A 17,364-nucleotide genomic window follows, 5' to 3' on the forward strand; every position below is an offset into this window, starting at 1 on the left:
CGGCCCCTTTGTCTTCATTTGTTCCTATGATCCGGCCCCTATGTGCATACGATGCGAGCGCTCTTCCTCCGGCACCGCCGCCGGCTCCGTCCTTCCTTCCGCGGCCTCGCCCTGGAATCCCCGGCGCGCCTTCCTGCTGGCCGCGGCCGGCGCGGCATTGGGCGGCCCGGCGCTGGCGCAGGTCGACGTGGGCAATGCATCGGTGGCGCGCAACCTCGTGCCCGCCGACAAGATCGAGGCGGCCGGCGTTCAGCAATATGGCCAGCTGCTCGAGCAGGCCCGAGCCAAGGGCGCGCTCGCCGGCGACAACAACCCGCAGCTGCAGCGCCTGCGCGCCATCGCGAACCGCCTCATTCCGTTTGCCACGCCGTGGAATTCACGCGCCCGCAGCTGGAAGTGGGAGGTCAACCTGATCGGCAGCAAGCAGATCAACGCCTTCTGCATGCCCGGCGGCAAGATCGCCTTCTTCACCGGCATCCTCGACCAGCTCAAGCTCACCGACGACGAGGTCGCGATGGTCATGGGCCACGAAATGGCCCACGCGCTGCGCGAACACGCGCGCGCCCGCATGGCCAAGAGCGCGGGCACCGGCGCGGTGCTTTCCCTCGGTGCGCAGATGCTCGGCTGGGGCCAGGTGGGCGACCTGGCGGCGCGCGCGGGCACGCAGCTCATCACCCTCAAGTTCAGCCGCAGCGACGAGACCGAGGCCGACCTCGTGGGGCTGGAACTCGCGGCGCGCGCAGGCTATGACCCGAAGGCGTCGGTTTCGCTGTGGCAGAAGATGGCCGCGGCGTCCAAGAACCAGGGCAGCCTGAGCTTCCTTTCGACGCACCCGAGCGGGCCGGATCGCATCACGAAGCTCGAGGCGAACCTGCCGAAGGTCGAGAAGCTCTACCGCGACGCAAGGAAGTAACTCACCCCCGGGCTTCGCGCACTTCGTGTCGCTACGCCCACCCCCTTGCAGGGGGCAACACCAGCGGCCCGGCAAAGCCGGTTCCGCGGTGTTTCACTAAAGAGTTTCCACTGACTGACACGTATTGAGCGGGCTGGACCACGCAGGTAACCGCTGGCACGCCGTTTGCATCTCAACTTGTACACATGTTTGGATGCCTAATGATGGTGCATGAAGAAAACGGAAAAAGCGGATCGCCCGCCGCCGCCTGGATCGCGAAATTCGCGGCTCCCGTGGCGGACGCCGCGGCTGGCAAGGCCCTGGGCTTTGCCCTGCCGCTCGCCGGACTGAGCTTTGCGGTCAAGGACAACATCGACGTGGCTGGCGTGCCCACCACGGCCGCCTGCCCGGCGTTCGACCGCCTGCCCCAGGCCCACGCGGCCGTGGTGCAGCGCCTGCTCGAAGCCGGTGCATCGCTGGCCGGCAAGACCAATCTCGACCAGTTCGCCTGCGGCCTGAACGGCACGCGCTCGCCCTACGGCGAGGTGCCGAACGCCTTCGACGCGCGATACGTTTCGGGCGGCTCCAGCTCGGGCTCGGCCTATGTGGTGGCAACCGGCGAGGTCGACTTCGCGCTGGGCACCGACACGGCAGGCTCGGGCCGCGTGCCGGCCGGGCTCAACAACATCGTCGGCCTCAAGCCGTCGCGTGGCCTGCTGAGCACCTTCGGCGTGGTGCCCGCGGCGCAGAGCGCCGACTGCGTCTCGATCTTCGCGCGCACCGTCGCTACCGCGGTCGACGTGCTGCTCGCCGCTGTCGGCCACGACGCGCGCGACCCGTACTCCCGCGACATCCCCCTGAGCCGCAAGCCGCTGCCCGCGCACTTCCGTTTCGGCGTGCCCGACAGGCTCAGCTTCTTCGGCGACACCGCCGCCGAACGGGCGTTCAACGACGCGACCGCGCGCCTGCTGGCCATGGGCGGCTCGCCCGTCACCATCGCCTACGCCCCGCTCGCCGAGGCCGCCGCGCTGCTCTATGAAAGCGCGCTGGTCGCCGAACGCTACGCCGCGGTGCGCGAGTTCCTCGATGCGCACGGCGACGAGGTGATCGAGCCCGTGCGCGGCATCCTCGCGAGCGGGCGCAACTACACCGCCGCCGACGTGTTCGAAGCCCAGACGCGGCTGCGCGCCATCGCGCAGCAGGTCGAGCCGATGTGGCGCGACATCGACGTGCTGCTCGTGCCCACCGCGCCCACGCACTACACCCGCGAGCAGATGCGCGCCGACCCGGTGGCGCTCAACCGCAACCTCGGCGCGTACACCAATTTCGTCAACCTGCTCGACTACGCCGCGCTCTCCGTGCCCAGCAGCCTGCGCGCGGACGGCCTGCCCTTCGGCATCACGCTGATCGGTCCCTGCGGCAGCGACCTCGCGCTGGCCGACCTGGGCCAGCGCTACCACCACGCCACCGGGCTCGCGCCAGGCGCGACCGACGAGCCGCTGCCCGCGCCGCGCGCCATTCCGGGTCTCGCTGCGCCAGACGCGGGCACCCTGCCCATCGCCGTGGTCGGTGCGCATCTCTCGGACATGCCGCTCAACAGCCAGCTCACTGAACGCGGGGCGACGCTGCTGCGTGCCACGACGACCTCGCCCTTCTACCGCCTTTATGCACTGCCCGGCACCGTGCCGCCCAAGCCCGGCCTGCAGCGCGTGGTCGAAGGCGATGAAGGCGCCGCCATCGCGCTCGAAGTCTGGGCCGTGCCACTGGCGCAGGTCGGCAGCTTTCTCGCTCTCATTCCACCGCCCCTCGGCCTGGGCAGCGTCGAGCTGGCCGACGGCAGCTGGGTGAAAGGCTTCATCTGCGAGGGCCACGCCCTGGCCGGCGCGCAGGACGTGACCCTCCACGGCGGCTGGCGCGCATACGTCGCGAGCCGCGCCACACCGAGTTCCAACTGATCAGGAGTCCCGATGAGCAACCAAGAAAAACCTCCCGCGTCGAGCAGCATCAGTAGCCGCCGCCAGCTGCTGCAGGCCGGCGCCGCCGGACTGGCCGTGCTGGCCGCGCCCGCCATCGTGCGTGCGCAGGGCGCGGCGAAGCTGCGCATCGGCTTCTGGCCCGTGGCCGCCGGCCTGCCGTTCTTCGCGGCAGTCGACAAGGGCTACTTCAAGGAAGCCGGCCTCGAGGTCGAGCCGCTCAAGTTCGCCGGCGCGCAGCAGGTGATGGAAGGCATGCTCGCCGGCCGCTGCGACGGCAGCGCCAACGGCACCGGCTCGGCCAACCTCGCCATCGGCGAGATCGCGCAGCCCGGCCTCTTCAAGATCTTCTGCACCAACCCGAGCAATGCGAAGTACGTGCTCGACGAATTCATCGTCGCCAAGGAAAGCCCCATCAAGACCATGGCCGAGCTGGCCGGCAAGAAGGTCGCCTCGGGCCCCGGCATCCAGAACGTCACGCTGTGCAAGACCATGCTGGAGCGCGCGGGCGCCAAGGGCGCGACGGTGAGCGAGCTGCCCATCGGCCAGCATGTGGCCGCACTGGTCGCGGGCCAGGTCGACGCCTGCTACACGCTGGAGCCCACCGGCACCGTGGGCCGCATGAACGGCACCACGCGCGTCATCGAGGCCGGCGTGGTCGCGAAGTACATCCTCGGCGACCCGATGGCGCCCTGGCACGGCGGCGCAGCCAGCCTCACCACCGAGTTCATCAAGAAGAACCCGGAGATCGCGAAGAAGTACATCGCCGCCTATGCGCGCGGCGTGGAACTGGTGCGCACCAAGCCCGACGAGGCACGCCAGTTCATGAAGGGCTACACCGCCATCGAAGGCAAGCTCACGGCCGAAGTGCCGCTCGCGTCGTACATGCTCTACAACGAGTTCAAGCCCAGCGACGTCGCGTACTTCCAGAAGTTCTACGACCTGTTCACCGAGAAAGGCATCTTCGAGAAGAAGGTCGCGGTGGACACACTCCTCTACAAGGCCTGACATGAGGCTCGCCCCCAGCCTTCGCGCACTTCGTGTCGCTTCGTCAACCCCCTACCGGGGGCAACACCTGAGGCCCGGCAAAGCCGGTTCCTCGGTGTTCCTGAAAAAGCAATCCTGAAGGAGTTCCCAATGGGTGAAGCCAACGTCACCACGGCCGCGCCGTGGACCCCGCCTGCCAGTGCCGCTACTGCGGCGCCCAAGCCGCCGCTGCGCGACCGGATGCTGCCCTTCATAGGCCCGGTGGTGCTGTTCATCGTGTGGGACCTGGTGGTGCGGCTCGGCTTCATCAAGCCGATATTGCTGCCCACGCCCGCCGACACCATCGCCGCGCTCATCACCGGCCTGGCCGGCGGTCCGCTGCTCACCGACTTCGTCATGACCGTGTGGCGCACCGTGCAGGCTTTCGTCATCGCGGCGGCCATCGGCGTGCCGCTGGGCGTGCTGCTCGGCAGCAACGAGAAGGCGTACCGCAGCGTGGAGTTCCTGATCGACTTCTTCCGCTCCACGCCGTCGTCCGCGCTCATCCCGCTCTTCCTGCTGATCTTCGGTGTGAGCGACGTCAACAAGGTGGCCATCGCGGCCTTCGGGGCGCTGCTCATCGTGGTGTTCAACAGCGCCTACGGCGTCATCAATGCGCGCAAGCAGCGCGTGATGGCAGCGCGCGTCATGGGCGCCTCGCGCTGGCAGATCTTCAAGGACGTGCTGGTGTGGGAAAGCTTGCAGCCCAGCTTCGTCGGGCTGCGCTCCGCGGTGTCGATGGCGCTGGTGATCGTCATCGTGGCCGAGATGTTCATCGGCTCCGACACGGGGCTCGGCCACCGCATCATCGATGCGCAGCAGGTGCTCAACGTGAAGAGCATGTACGCGGCCATTCTTGCGGCCGGTGCGCTGGGCTACGCCCTGAACATCCTTTTCCTCATTGCCGAACGCCGCATCGTGCACTGGAGCGGAAGGTAATGGACCACCCCCAGGCTTGCTCGCTGCGCGTAGCCGCCAACCCCCTGCGAGGGGGCGCTGCCTGCGGCCCGGCAAAGCCGGTTCCGTGGCAGCTCACGCAAAGACCCCAACAGGAGCGCATCCATGCGAGCTTCAACTGACATCGTCCTCAACGGCCCGGTGTACGCCGACGTGCCCAAGCCTGCCTTCAAGCCCGGTCCGGCCGGCACGCACATCACCATCCGCGGTCTCACCAAGTATTTCGCGGGCTGGCCGCTGTACGAGAACTTCGACCTCGACATTCCCAAGCACGCCATCGTCTCGGTGTTCGGCCCCAACGGCTGCGGCAAGTCCACGCTCATCAACATGATCGCGGGGCTCATTCCCATCGATTCGGGCGAGATCCTGTTCGACGGCAAGCGGCGCTTGGACACCAAGATCGGCTACGTGTTCCAGAACTACCGCGAGGCGATGTTCCCTTGGATGCGCACCATCGACAACATCGCCTATCCGCTGAAGCTCGAAGGGCGCAGCAAGGCCGAGGTCGACCGGCGCATGGAAGAGCTGGTGGCGTCCTTCGACGTGAAGTTCGACCTCAAGCGCTTTCCTTACGAACTCTCGGGCGGCCAGCAGCAGACCGCATCGATCATGCGTGCGCTCGCACCCAACCCCGAGGTGCTGTTTCTCGACGAGCCTTTCTCGGCGCTCGACTTCGAGATGACCCTCTTCATCCGCGAGAAGCTGCAGGAGGTGTTCATGCAGACCGGCACCACCATGCTGCTGGTGTCGCACGACCTCGAAGAGGCGGTGTACCTGGCCGACGAAGTACTGCTGTTGACCAAGCGGCCCACCCGGGTGGCCGAGATCTTGCGTTATGGCGATGCCCGCCCGCGCACCGTGGAAACGCTGAGCACCGAGAGCTTCGTGGCCATGAAAAAGCTCAGCCTCGACATCTTCCAGCGCGAAGTCCGCCGGTAGGGCATCGACACAAGGAGCCGACCATGACACCCACGCAGATCGAAAGCTATGTCGACGCCGCCGCTGCGGTGCTCGCGTTGCCCCTGTCGCCCGCGCACCGCCCCGGCGTGCTGCGTTACTTCGCGCTCGCGGCCGAATTTGCCGCGCTGGTCGAGTCGGTACCGCTGGCCATGTCAGCCGAGCCGGCAGTGCATTTCTCGCCGGTCGAGCCCGAGGAGAAGGAAGCATGACCGCAGCGGATCTTCTCGGGCGCGATGCGACCGCCATGGCCGGAGCGGTGCGCTCCGGCGCCGCGAGCGCCACCGCGCTGGTGCAGGCCAGCCTCGAGCGTGTGGACGCCACCGATGGCCAGGTCAACGCCTTCACCGCAGTGCTGGCCGAACGCGCGTTGCGCCGCGCGGCGCAGGTCGATGCCTCGCTGGCGTCGACGAACGGCGCGCGCACCCGCGAACTGCCGCTGCTCGGCGTGCCCTTCGCGGTGAAGAACCTGTTCGACATTGCCGGCCTGCCCACGCTCGCGGGCTCGAAGATCGAGCGCCAGACCGCACCCGCACCCGCACGCGCCGACGCCGCGCTGGTGCGCCGGCTGGAGCGTGCGGGCGCCGTGCTGGTGGGGGCGCTCAACATGGACGAGTACGCCTACGGCTTCACCACCGAGAACAGCCATGAAGGCCCCACGCGCAACCCGCATGATCTCACGCGCATCGCGGGCGGTTCGTCGGGCGGCTCGGGCGCCGCGGTGGCCGCCGGGCAGGTGCCGCTCACGCTGGGCTCCGACACCAACGGATCGATCCGCGTGCCCGCGTCGCTGTGCGGCGTGTTCGGCCTCAAGCCCACCTTCGGGCGGCTGCCGCGCACCGGGAGCTTTCCGTTCGTGTCCAGCCTGGACCATCTCGGCCCCTTCGCCCGTTCGGCGCGCGACCTGGCGCTGGTCTACGACGCGCTGCAGGGACCCGAGGACGCGGGCCACCCGCACGACCCCGGCTGCGCCCAGCGTGCCGTCGAACCCGTGTCGGGCGTGCTGGCGCAGGGCACGCGAGGCCTGCGCATCGGCGTGCTCGGCGGCTACTTTCACCAGCGCGCCGGCGCCCAGGCGCTGGCCGCCGTCGATCTGGTCGCCGATGCGCTGGGCTCGGGCGTCTCGCAGGCCAGCGTCGAACTGCCGCTGGTCGAGGCCGGGCGCGCCGCCGCCTTCCTCATCACCAACGCCGAAGGCGCCGCGCTGCACCTGGATGACCTGCGCCGCCGCGCGCACGAGTTCGAGCCGCTGTCGCGCGACCGCTTTCTGGCCGGTGCGCTGCTGCCTGCCGCCTGGGTGGCGCGCGCGCAGCGCGTGCGCCGGGTGTATGCCGAGGCGGTGGCGCGCCTGTTCGCCCGCTACGACATTCTGCTGGCCCCGGCCACGCCCAGCGCGGCCACGCCGATCGGCGCGGAGAGCTTCGAGGTCAACGGCCACGTGCTGCCGGTGCGGCCCAACATGGGCCTGCTGACCCAGCCCTTCTCATGCATCGGCCTGCCGGTGTGCGCGGTGCCGGTCTGGAGCGCGCACGCCAACCTGCCGGATCTGCCCAACCTGCCGATCGGCGTGCAGGTGATCGCCGCGCCCTGGCGCGAAGACCTCGTGCTGCGCGTGGCCGCGGCACTCGAAGCCGCGGGCGTGGCGCATGCGCCCGTCGCCGCACTGAATTCGGAGAAAGCACCCGCATGAACGCAAGCGACATCAACCTGCCCGACGTGCTGGCCGAAGTGCAGGCCGCCTTCGCCCGCTACGAGGATGCGCTGGTGAACAACAAGGTCGAGTTGCTCGACGAACTGTTCTGGAACAGCCCGACCACGCTGCGCTACGGCGCCACCGAAAACCTCTACGGCTACGACGAGATCCGGGCCTTTCGCGCATCGCGCCCCTCGCAGGGTCTTGCGCGCGAACTGCTCGTCACCGTCATCACCACCTACGGGCGCGACTTCGCCACCGCAAACTGCGAGTTCCGCCGCGAAGGCGCCGAGCGCACCGGCCGCCAGAGCCAGACCTGGATGCGCACGCCCGAGGGCTGGCGCGTGGTCTCGGCGCACGTCAGCCTGCTCGGCTGACCCCCCCAGGCACTTCTTTTTCCTTCAGTCCTTCAACCTGTTTTCCAGCAACGGAGTACGTCATGACCAGCCCTCTCAATCGCCGCGATTCCCTCAAGACCCTGGCCGCGCTGGGCGCCGCCGGATCGCTCGGAAGCTGGAGCGCCCTTGCCAGCGCGCAGGCCAAGCCCAAGCCGCTCACCGTCGGCGTGATCTACGTCGGCGCGCGCGACGACTACGGCTACAACCAGGCACACGCCATGGCCGCCGCAGAGATCAAGAAGCTGCCCGGCATCAAGGTGGTGGAAGAAGAAAACGTGCCCGAGACGGCCGCCGTGCAGAAGACCATGGCCGGCATGATCTCGCAGGACGGCGCCGGGCTGCTGTTTCCCACGTCGTTCGGCTACTTCGATCCGCACATCCTCGCGGTGGCCCCCAAGTACCCCGACGTGCGCTTCTCGCATTGCGGCGGCCTCTGGACCGAGGGCAAGCACCCGAAGAACGTCGGCAGCTTCTTCGGCTACATCGACGAGTGCCAGTACCTCAACGGCGTGATCGCCGCGCACATGACGAAGAGCAACAAGATCGCCTTCGTCGCGGCCAAGCCCATTCCGCAGGTGCTGCGCAACATCAACGCCTTCACGCTGGGCGCGCGCTCGGTCAAGCCGAACATCACCTGCAGCGTGATCTTCACGGGCGACTGGTCGATGGCGGTGAAGGAAGCCGAAGCCACCAACAGCCTGGCCGACCAGGGCTGCGACGTGTTCACCATGCACGTGGACGGCCCCAAGGTGGTGGTCGAGACCGCAGCCAAGCGCGGCAAGATGGTCTGCGGCTACCACGCGAGCCAGGCCAGGCTGGCACCCAATGCGTACCTCACCGGCGCCGAATGGAACTGGCTCACCGCCTACAAGACCGCCATCGAAGCCGCGCAAACCGGCAAGCCGCATCCCAACTTCCTGCGTGGTGGCCTGAAGGAAGGCTACGTGAAGATGTCCGCCTACGGCCCCATGGTGCCGGATGCCGCGAAGAAGCAGGCCGACGAGATCAAGGCGAAGATGATCGCGGGCAGCTTCGACATCTTCAAGGACGGCATCAAGGACAACAAGGGCGCGGTCGTGGTGCCGGCCGGCAAGGTGCTCAAGCAGACCGACCTGGAGCTCGAGAAGATGAACTACCTCGTCGAGGGCGTGGTCGGAAGCATCGGATGACATCCCCCAGGCTTCGCGCACTGCGTGTCGCTTCGCCCACCCCCTTTGCAAGGGGGCGCCGTCAGCGGCCCGGCGAAGCCGGATCCGCGACGGCCCTGGCCTGAAAGCGAGCTTCATCATGCGCAGTGTCCTCAAGGAGTTCTCCCTGCCGGTGTTCGCCATCGCGGCGGCACTGCTGGTGTTCGGCCTGCTGGTGGCCTTCGCGGGCGTCGATCCGGTGGAGGTCTGGGCCACGCTGTTCAAGGGCGCCTTCGGCGACTGGTTCTCGTGGCAGAACACGCTGCAGCGCGCCGCGCCGCTGATGCTCACCGCGCTGTGCGTGGCGTTGCCCGCGCGCGCGGGGCTCATCATCATCGGCGGCGAGGGTGCGCTGGTGCTGGGCGGGCTGGCCTGCGCGGCGCTGGCGCATGCGGTGCCGCTGCCCGGCAATGCCGTCGGCACGGTGATCGTGTGCATTGCGGGCGCCATCGCCGGTGCGGTGTGGATCGTTCTCGCGGGCTGGCTGCGGCAGTTTCGCGGCATCAACGAAACCATCAGCAGCCTGCTGCTGGCCTACATCGCCATCGGCATCTTCAAGCACCTGGTCGAAGGGCCGCTGCGCGACCCGGCGAGCCTGAACAAGCCTTCGACCTATGCATTGAACGACGGGCTGCTGATAGGCGGCATCGGCGGTTCCGACGTGCACTGGGGGCTGGTGATCGGCGTCGTGGCCTGCCTGGGGCTCGGCTGGTGGCTGCGTGCCACGGCCTCGGGCTTCTCGGTGCGCGTGGTGGGCGGCAACCCGCGCACCGCGCAGCTGGTGGGGCTGCCGGCCACGCGGCTCATTCTTTCGGCCTGCGGACTCGGCGGCGCGTGCGCGGGGCTGGCGGGCGCGGTCGAGGTGGCGGCGGTGCACACCAACGCCAACGCCTCGCTGATCGCGGGCTACGGCTACGCGGGCATCCTGGTGTCGTTCATCGCGCGGCACAACCCGGTGGCCATCGTGCCGGTGGCGATTTTGTTCGGCGGCTTCGGCGCGGCGGGCAGCCTGCTGCAGCGGCGCCTCGGCCTGCCCGATGCATCGGTGCTGGTGCTGCAGGGCATCGCCTTCGTGCTGATCCTCGCGAGCGAGGGATTGCGCACGGTCAACTGGAAGAAGTTCGGCGACCGCATGCTGCCCGAGGCGAAGCACTACGACAGGAGCTACATCGCATGACTGCCGACCAATGGATCGCGCTGGTGGCCGGCATCGTCGGCGGCGCGCTGCGCGTGGGCGCCCCGTTCCTGTTCGTGAGCCTGGGCGAATGCCTCACCGAAAAATCCGGACGCATCAACCTCGGCCTCGAGGGCGTGCTGGTGCTGTCGGCCATGGCGGCTTTCGGCGGCGCGTACCTCACCGATTCGGCCTGGCTGGGCGTACTGGTCGGCGCGATGGCCGGCGCGGCGCTCGCATTGCTGCATGGCCTGCTGTGCTCGCTCGACCGCGTGAACGACGTGGCCACCGGCATCGCGCTGATGCTGCTGGGCACGGGGCTCGCGTTCTATCTCGGCAAGCCGCTCATCCAGCCGCAGGCGCCGCAGATTCCCGCGATTCCGCTGGGCTTCTGGAGCGACAACACGGTGGTGCGCTCGGCACTGCAGCTCAACGCGCTGGTGCCCATCGGCGTGGCGCTCGCGGTGCTGCTGTGGTGGGGCTTCGCGCGCACGCGTGCCGGCCTGCTGGTGCGCATGGCCGGCGATTCGGCACAGGCCACGCGCGCGCTCGGCTACTCGGTCTCGGGCCTGCGCATCGCGGCCACCACGGCGGGCGGTTTCATCGCGGGGCTCGGTGGTGCGTCGCTCACGCTGTTCTATCCGGGCAGCTGGAACGAGGGCATCTCCAGCGGGCAGGGCCTGATCGCCGTCGCGCTCGTGATCTTCGCGCGCTGGAGCCCGCTGCGCTGTGTTGGCGCGGCGCTGCTCTTCGGCGGCGCCGGTGCCATTGGCCCGGCGCTGCAATCCATCGGCATCGGCTGGGGCTATCACCTCTTCAACACCGTGCCGTATGTGCTCACGCTGGTGATCCTGGTGTTCACCTGCAAGCCGGGCAGCGCGGCAGCCGGCAGCCCCGGCGAACTTTCGTCCACAAGGAGCTGAACTTCATGAGCGGTCTCGGAGGCCTCAACAAATCGGCGCACGGCGTCGTCGTCGGTCTGGTGCAGTTGCAACTGCCGAGCGTGAAGACGCCGGCCGACCTCGCCGCACAGGCGCGGCGCATCTGCGAGATGGTGGGCAAGGCGCGCCGCAACCAGTCGACCATGGACCTCGTGGTGTTCCCGGAGTACGCCCTGCACGGGCTCTCGATGGACACCAACCCCGAGATCATGTGCACGCTCGATGGGCCCGAGGTCGCGGCCTTCAGGCAGGCCTGCATCGAACACCGAATCTGGGGCTGCTTCTCCATCATGGAGGCCAACCCCGGCGGCAACCCCTACAACAGCGGCCTGATCATCGACGACCACGGCGAGATCAGGCTCTACTACCGCAAGCTGCATCCGTGGGTGCCGGTGGAGCCGTGGGAGCCGGGCAACCTCGGCATTCCGGTGTGCGACGGACCCAACGGCAGCAAGCTGTCGCTCATCATCTGCCACGACGGCATGTTCCCCGAGATGGCGCGCGAGGCCGCGTACAAGGGCGCGGACATCATCCTGCGCACGGCCGGCTACACCGCGCCCATCCGCCACGCGTGGAAGATCACCAACCAGGCCAATGCCTTCTGCAATCTCGCATACACCGCGAGCGTGTGCCTGTGCGGCAGCGACGGCAGCTTCGACTCGATGGGCGAGGGCATGTTCTGCAACTTCGACGGCACGGTGCTGGTCGAGGGTGGCGGCCGCGTGGACGAGATCATCACCGCCGAGCTGCGCCCCGACCTCGTGCGCGAGGCCCGCACCGGCTGGGGCGTGGAGAACAACATCTACCAGCTCTATCACCGCGGATACGTTGCGGTGATGGGCGGCGCACAGGACTGCCCCTACACCTACATGCACGACATGGCCGCAGGCACCTACAGGCTGCCGTGGAGCGCCGAGGTGAAGGTGACCGACGGCACGAGTTGCGGCTTCGCGCCGCCGCAGCGCAACTACGCGGGATGACGACCATGACCACCACCATCGCCAACACCACCGAACGCCACGTGGCCGCGGAGCCCTATGCCTGGCCCTACAACGGCGCGCTGCGGCCCGACAACACAGCGCTCATCGTCATCGACATGCAGACCGACTTCTGCGGCAAGGGCGGGTATGTCGACGTGATGGGCTACGACCTGTCGCTGGTGCAGGCGCCGATCAAGCCGATCGCGCGCACGCTGGCGGCGCTGCGGCCGCTGGGCTATCACATCATCCACACGCGCGAAGGCCACCGGCCCGACCTCGGCGACCTGCCGGCCAACAAGCGCTGGCGTTCGCGGCAGATCGGCGCGAACGGCGTGGGCATCGGCGACGACGGGCCGTGCGGGCGCATTCTGGTGCGCGGCGAGCCGGGCTGGGAAATCATTCCGGAGCTGGCGCCGCTGCCGGGCGAGGTGGTGATCGACAAGCCTGGCAAGGGCTCGTTCTATGCGACGGATCTCGAGCTGATCCTGCGTACGCGTGGCATCGAGAACATCATCCTTGCGGGCATCACCACCGACGTGTGCGTGCACACGACGATGCGTGACGCCAACGACCGAGGGTTCGAGTGCCTGCTGTTGTCGGACTGCACGGCTGCGACGGACTACGGCAATCATCTTGCGGCGCTGAAGATGATCACGATGCAGGGCGGTGTGTTCGGGGCGCATGCCACCTCGCAGGCGTTGCTGGCGGTTGTATGAGGCTGCTTTGTTCGTTGCGGGCTCACGCCGACGGGGTACCTTGCTCCGCGAATGTCCCCCGGCCTTCGGCCTCCCCCTTTATTTCGCTGCGCAAGGCACCCCGCCAGCGTGATCGTTCAGAGCACTTGTTGATCGGCCAGCACAAGAGCAGCACCCGGTGCCCTGTGCACGCACCCCGAAACATGCATCGACGCGACGGAAAACCGATATGAGCGCCACATCACCTCACGCCATCGGCGGCCTCCCCGCAGGCACCGGCGCTCTCGCGCTGGACACCTATGAACTCACCAAACGCTTCGGCGCCTTCACCGCCATGGACCGCGTGACCATGCGCGTCGAGCCCGGCACGGTGCATGCGCTGCTCGGCGAGAACGGCGCGGGCAAGAGCACGCTGGTGAAATGCGTGGCCGGCTTCCAGCGCGCGGAGGAGGGCAGCATCCTGATCGACGGGCGCGAGCAGGACATCGCCAACCCCATCGTGGCGCGTGCGCTGGGCATCGGCATGGTGTACCAGCACTTCACGCTGGCACCGGGCATGACTGTGGCGGAGAACCTGTTGCTCGCGGGTGGCAAGACGCCGGCGTTGATCGACTGGAAGACGAAGCGCGCGGAACTGAAAGACTTTCTTGCGACCACGCCGTTCAGCCTCGACCTCGATGTGCGCCCCTCCGAGCTTGCGGCTGGCGAGAAGCAGAAGCTCGAACTGCTCAAGCAGCTGTACCTGAAGCCGCGCCTGCTGATCCTCGACGAGCCGACCTCGGTGCTCACGCCGCAGGAGGCCGACGAAGTGCTGGGCCACGTGCGCGAGTTCGCGCGCAGCGGGCTGTGCACGGTGCTCATCATCACGCACAAGTTCCGCGAGGTGATGGCGTATGCAGACGGCGTGACGGTGCTGCGGCGGGGCAAGGCGGTGCATCACTGCCGCGTGGCCGATACCAGCCCGGCGCAACTGGCGCAGGCCATGATGGGTGGCGAGCAGGCATCGGCATCGACGCCTTTTGCCAGGAAACCCGTGCCTGCCAATGCGCCGGTTGCATTGAAGGTCGAAGGGCTCAAGGCACAGGGCGATCGCGGCACGCTGGCGCTGCACGACCTGAGCCTGTCCGTGCGCGCGGGAGAAATCCTTGGCGTGGCTGGCGTCTCCGGCAATGGGCAGCGCGAACTTGTAGAGGCACTCGTCGGCCAGCGTCCGCGCCTTGCGGGCAAGGTCACGGTGATGGGGCAGCCCTACGGTGCGCACCGCGCCGAGAACCGCAAGCTCAAGGTCCGCAGCCTTCCTGAAGAGCCGCTGCGCAACGCCTGTGTCGGCGACCTCAGCGTCGCCGAGAACATGGCGCTGCGGGACTTCGACCAGCCGCCTTTGTCGCGCGGCGGCGTGCTGAGCTTTCCGTACTGGCGCAGCCGCGCACGCGAATGGATTGCGGAGTACGGCGTGAAGACGCAGGGCGAGGGCGCGCCGATTCGCAGCCTCTCGGGCGGCAACGTACAGCGCGCGGTGCTGGCGCGGGAGCTGGCCGGAGACATCAACGTGCTGATCGCCGCGAATCCGGTGTTCGGCCTCGACTTCGCGGCCGTCGCCGAAATCCACTCACGCATCGTGCAGGTGCGCGAGAAGGGCGGTGCCGTTCTGCTGATCAGCGAAGACCTCGACGAACTGCTTGAACTGGCGGACCGCATCGTCGTGATGAGCGAGGGCCAGATCGTGTTCGAGACTCCGGCTGCCGGAGCCGAACGGCATGTGATCGGGGCCCACATGGGCGGTGGGCATCACGAGCCGTTGAAGGCAGCGGCATGAGCGCTCAGTTTTCTTGCGAGTTGCCTCGGTGCATCCACGGCGATGGGCGGTATGCCTCCGGCCGGCCGTTGAGGCACCGCCGAGCAGCGCAGCGACAGGCGGATCAGGGCTCGCCCTTGTTTGAGCGAAGCGAGTTTGGGCGAGACCCCGCCTGTCGTGAGCAGCGCAGGGAAGCCCGAAGGGCCGGTGACGTCGGCCGGCCGGAGGCATACCGCCCATCGCCGCACCCCCGTCCACGGAACCAGCGAGCAGAAGCATGCGCATAGAACAAGCCAACCCCTTCCCCTACGAATTCGACGTAGCAAAGACAGCGCTGGTCCTCATCGACATGCAGCGCGACTTCATCGAACCAGGCGGCTTCGGCGAAACGCTGGGAAACGATGTCTCGCTGCTCGAAGCCATCGTCCCCGCAACCAAAAAAGCACTGCAAGCGTGGAGGCAAGCCGGTGGCCTCGTGGTGCACACAAGGGAAGCACACGCAGCGGACCTCGGCGACTGTCCTCCAGCCAAGCGCAACCGCGGCAACCCCACGCTGCGCATCGGCGACGAAGGCCCCATGGGCCGCATCCTCGTGGCCGGCGAGCCCGGCAACCAGATCATCGAAGCACTCGCCCCCATCGAAGGCGAGATCGTCATCGACAAGCCCGGCAAGGGCGCGTTCTATGCCACCGGCCTGCATGAACTGCTGCAGCAGCGCGGCATCACCCACCTGCTGTTCGGCGGCGTCACGACCGAGGTCTGCGTGCAGACCAGCATGCGCGAAGCCAACGACCGCGGCTACGACAGCCTGCTGCTGGAAGATTGCACCGAAAGCTATTTCCCGGCGTTCAAGGCGGCCACGCTCGACATGGTGCGCGCCCAGGGCGGCATCGTCGGCTGGACCGCGCCGAGCGCGGCGCTGCTCGCTGTGCTGCGCAGCCCGTCGTGACGCACCCTCCTGCGACTAACATCCCTTCCGTGTCTACCGATCGACCCAGCCCCGCCTCTCCCGCCGACCCCACCGTTTTCCGCACGCGCGCCGACGAGGTCTACGCGCAGCTCAAGCGCGACGTGGCCGACTTCATCCTCGTGCCCGGCGACCGCTTCACCGAGAACGAGATCAGCGAGCGCCTGGGCGTGTCGCGCACGCCGATCCGCCAGGCGCTGTTCCGGCTGCAGCAGGAGGGATTCGTCGAAGTGCTGTTTCGCAGCGGCTGGCGCGTGCTGCCCTTCGACTTCGACCAGTTCGAGCAGCTCTACGACCTGCGCATGGTGCTGGAGACCACCGCCGTGCACCGGCTGTGCGAAACCGACCGCCACATCGACCGCGGCATGCTGGAAACGCTGGCCGGCATCTGGCTCGTGCCGGCGGCGCAGCGCAGCGCCGACATGGCGCAGGTGGCCCAGTGGGACGAGGCTTTCCATTGCTCGCTCGTGGCCGCGGCCGGCAATGCCGAGATGGCACGCGTACACGGCGACGTGACCGACCGCATCCGCATCATCCGCCGGCTCGACTTCACCAAGCAGCCGCGCATCGACGCCACCTACGACGAGCACGCGAAGATTTTGAAGGCCGTGCGCGCCAATCGCGGCGACCAGGCCGCGATGCTGCTGCGCGCGCACATCGAGACCAGCCAGGCCGAGGTGCGCAAGATCACGCTGCACCAGGTGCATCTGGCGCGGCACGCGGGGAAGGCCTCGGCGCCGCGCTGAGCCTGCTGCTGCTGCTTCAGTCAGCAGTGATGTTGCCGCGCTTCACCACCGCGGCCCAGCGGTCGGCGTCTTTCCTCATCAACGCACCGAACTCCGCCGGCGTCGAGCTTGCGGGCACCATGCCCTGCGACTCGAAGGACGTCGCTACCTCGGGCTGCTTGAGCACTGCCGCAATTTCCTTGTTGAGCCGCGCCACCACGTCAGGCGGCGTGCCCTTGGGCGCGAGCACGCCGTACCACATGTCGACGTTGTCGGCGGTCACGCCGGCCTCGGCCAGCGTGGGCACGTCGGGCAGCTGCGGCAGGCGCTTGCCGCTGCCGGTGGCAATTGCCTTGAGCTTGCCGACCTGGATGTGCTGCAGCGCCACGTGCACCGGCAGGAACATGTAGTCGATGCGCCCGCCCAGCAGGTCGGTCACGGCGCCGGCCGTGCCCTTGTACGGCACGTGCAGCATCTCGGTGCCCGTGCCCTGCATGAACAGCGCCATCGACAGGTGGTGCGGCGTGCCCACGCCCGGCGTGGCATACGTCAGCTTGCCGGGCGCCGCCTTGGCCGCGCTCACCATCTGCGACACGGTCGTCGCCTTCTGCACGTTCGGGTTGGTCACCAGCAGCAGCGTGCCCCACGAGGTGAGCGACACCGGCGCGAAGTCGGCCACCGGGTCGTAGCTCAGCGAGCGGTAGAGGCTGCGGTTCATGACCAGCGTGTTGACCTGCACCATCAGCGTGTAGCCGTCGGGCTTGGCGCGCGCCACGCGCTCGCTGCCGATGTTGCCGCTGGCACCGGCCACGTTCTCGACGATCACCGGCTGGCCCAGCTTCGCGGGCAGGCGGGCCGATAGCTGGCGTGCCACCAGGTCGATGCCGGTGCCGGGGGTGTAGGGCACCACCAGCGTGATCGGCTGGTCGGGCCAGGCGCAGGCGGCGGTGGCGCCGGCTGCGAAAAGCAGGGCGGCAAGGGTCTTCTTGACAAGCGAATGCATG

The 17,364-nt window shown here is 68.1% G+C and carries 17 protein-coding genes; 16 read left to right on the plus strand and 1 reads right to left on the minus strand.

The annotated features are described in order from the left end of the window. The first annotated feature begins 40 nt into the window (after window positions 1–40). From ACWV14_RS01985 to ACWV14_RS02060, 16 genes are all read left to right on the plus strand, one after another. Window positions 41–913 carry a M48 family metallopeptidase gene (locus tag ACWV14_RS01985; RefSeq protein WP_454902225.1) on the plus strand — a complete coding sequence of 291 codons (873 nt, stop codon included), beginning with the start codon at window positions 41–43 and terminating at the stop codon, window positions 911–913. 200 nt (window positions 914–1,113) lie between these two features. After that, window positions 1,114–2,847, plus strand: coding sequence for an allophanate hydrolase (atzF, locus tag ACWV14_RS01990; protein ID WP_454902227.1), 1,734 nt, complete (start codon window positions 1,114–1,116; stop codon window positions 2,845–2,847). Between the two features lie 12 nt (window positions 2,848–2,859). Then, entirely contained in the window at window positions 2,860–3,873 is a 1,014-nt protein-coding gene (locus ACWV14_RS01995) for an ABC transporter substrate-binding protein (RefSeq protein WP_454902229.1), read from the plus strand. Between the two features lie 129 nt (window positions 3,874–4,002). Further along, window positions 4,003–4,830, plus strand: a complete 828-nt coding sequence (locus ACWV14_RS02000; RefSeq protein WP_454902231.1) for an ABC transporter permease — start codon at window positions 4,003–4,005, stop codon at window positions 4,828–4,830. 123 nt (window positions 4,831–4,953) lie between these two features. Next, window positions 4,954–5,787 (plus strand): ABC transporter ATP-binding protein, encoded by an 834-nt coding sequence (locus ACWV14_RS02005; protein WP_454902233.1) that lies wholly within the window; start codon window positions 4,954–4,956, stop codon window positions 5,785–5,787. A gap of 23 nt (window positions 5,788–5,810) precedes the next feature. After that, window positions 5,811–6,017: an AtzG-like protein gene (locus tag ACWV14_RS02010; protein WP_454902235.1), complete on the plus strand. Its 207-nt coding sequence runs from the start codon at window positions 5,811–5,813 to the stop codon at window positions 6,015–6,017. Further along, the gene (locus tag ACWV14_RS02015; RefSeq protein WP_454902236.1) at window positions 6,014–7,495 is read left to right on the plus strand and encodes an AtzE family amidohydrolase; all 1,482 of its coding nucleotides are present in this window, start codon (window positions 6,014–6,016) and stop codon (window positions 7,493–7,495) included. Before ACWV14_RS02010 ends, ACWV14_RS02015 begins: the two co-directional genes overlap by 4 nt. Continuing rightward, window positions 7,492–7,875, plus strand: coding sequence for an oxalurate catabolism protein HpxZ (hpxZ, locus tag ACWV14_RS02020; RefSeq protein WP_422088762.1), 384 nt, complete (start codon window positions 7,492–7,494; stop codon window positions 7,873–7,875). The genes ACWV14_RS02015 and hpxZ overlap by 4 nt, the downstream gene beginning before the upstream one ends. Window positions 7,876–7,937: 62 nt before the next feature. Then, entirely contained in the window at window positions 7,938–9,065 is a 1,128-nt protein-coding gene (locus tag ACWV14_RS02025; RefSeq protein WP_454902237.1) for a BMP family ABC transporter substrate-binding protein, read from the plus strand. 118 nt (window positions 9,066–9,183) lie between these two features. Further along, window positions 9,184–10,260 (plus strand): ABC transporter permease, encoded by a 1,077-nt coding sequence (locus ACWV14_RS02030; protein ID WP_454902238.1) that lies wholly within the window; start codon window positions 9,184–9,186, stop codon window positions 10,258–10,260. Then, entirely contained in the window at window positions 10,257–11,180 is a 924-nt protein-coding gene (locus ACWV14_RS02035) for an ABC transporter permease (protein ID WP_454902240.1), read from the plus strand. The genes ACWV14_RS02030 and ACWV14_RS02035 overlap by 4 nt, the downstream gene beginning before the upstream one ends. 5 nt (window positions 11,181–11,185) lie before the next feature. Further along, window positions 11,186–12,178, plus strand: coding sequence for a formamidase (locus tag ACWV14_RS02040; RefSeq protein WP_454902242.1), 993 nt, complete (start codon window positions 11,186–11,188; stop codon window positions 12,176–12,178). 5 nt (window positions 12,179–12,183) lie between these two features. After that, window positions 12,184–12,894, plus strand: coding sequence for a biuret amidohydrolase (biuH, locus tag ACWV14_RS02045; protein WP_454902244.1), 711 nt, complete (start codon window positions 12,184–12,186; stop codon window positions 12,892–12,894). 208 nt (window positions 12,895–13,102) lie between these two features. Next, window positions 13,103–14,689, plus strand: a complete 1,587-nt coding sequence (locus ACWV14_RS02050) for an ABC transporter ATP-binding protein (RefSeq protein WP_454902246.1) — start codon at window positions 13,103–13,105, stop codon at window positions 14,687–14,689. A 256-nt stretch (window positions 14,690–14,945) separates the two neighbouring features. Next, window positions 14,946–15,617, plus strand: coding sequence for a cysteine hydrolase family protein (locus ACWV14_RS02055; protein WP_454902247.1), 672 nt, complete (start codon window positions 14,946–14,948; stop codon window positions 15,615–15,617). 29 nt (window positions 15,618–15,646) lie between these two features. Continuing rightward, the gene (locus ACWV14_RS02060) at window positions 15,647–16,381 is read left to right on the plus strand and encodes a GntR family transcriptional regulator (RefSeq protein WP_454902249.1); all 735 of its coding nucleotides are present in this window, start codon (window positions 15,647–15,649) and stop codon (window positions 16,379–16,381) included. Window positions 16,382–16,397: 16 nt separating this feature from the next. Here ACWV14_RS02060 and ACWV14_RS02065 read toward each other — a convergent pair whose 3' ends face one another. After that, on the minus strand, window positions 16,398–17,363 hold the full coding sequence (locus ACWV14_RS02065) for a tripartite tricarboxylate transporter substrate binding protein (protein WP_454902251.1): 966 nt from the start codon (window positions 17,361–17,363) through the stop codon (window positions 16,398–16,400). Between the last annotated feature and the right edge of the window lies 1 nt (window position 17,364).

The organism is Variovorax durovernensis, from assembly GCF_977011995.1.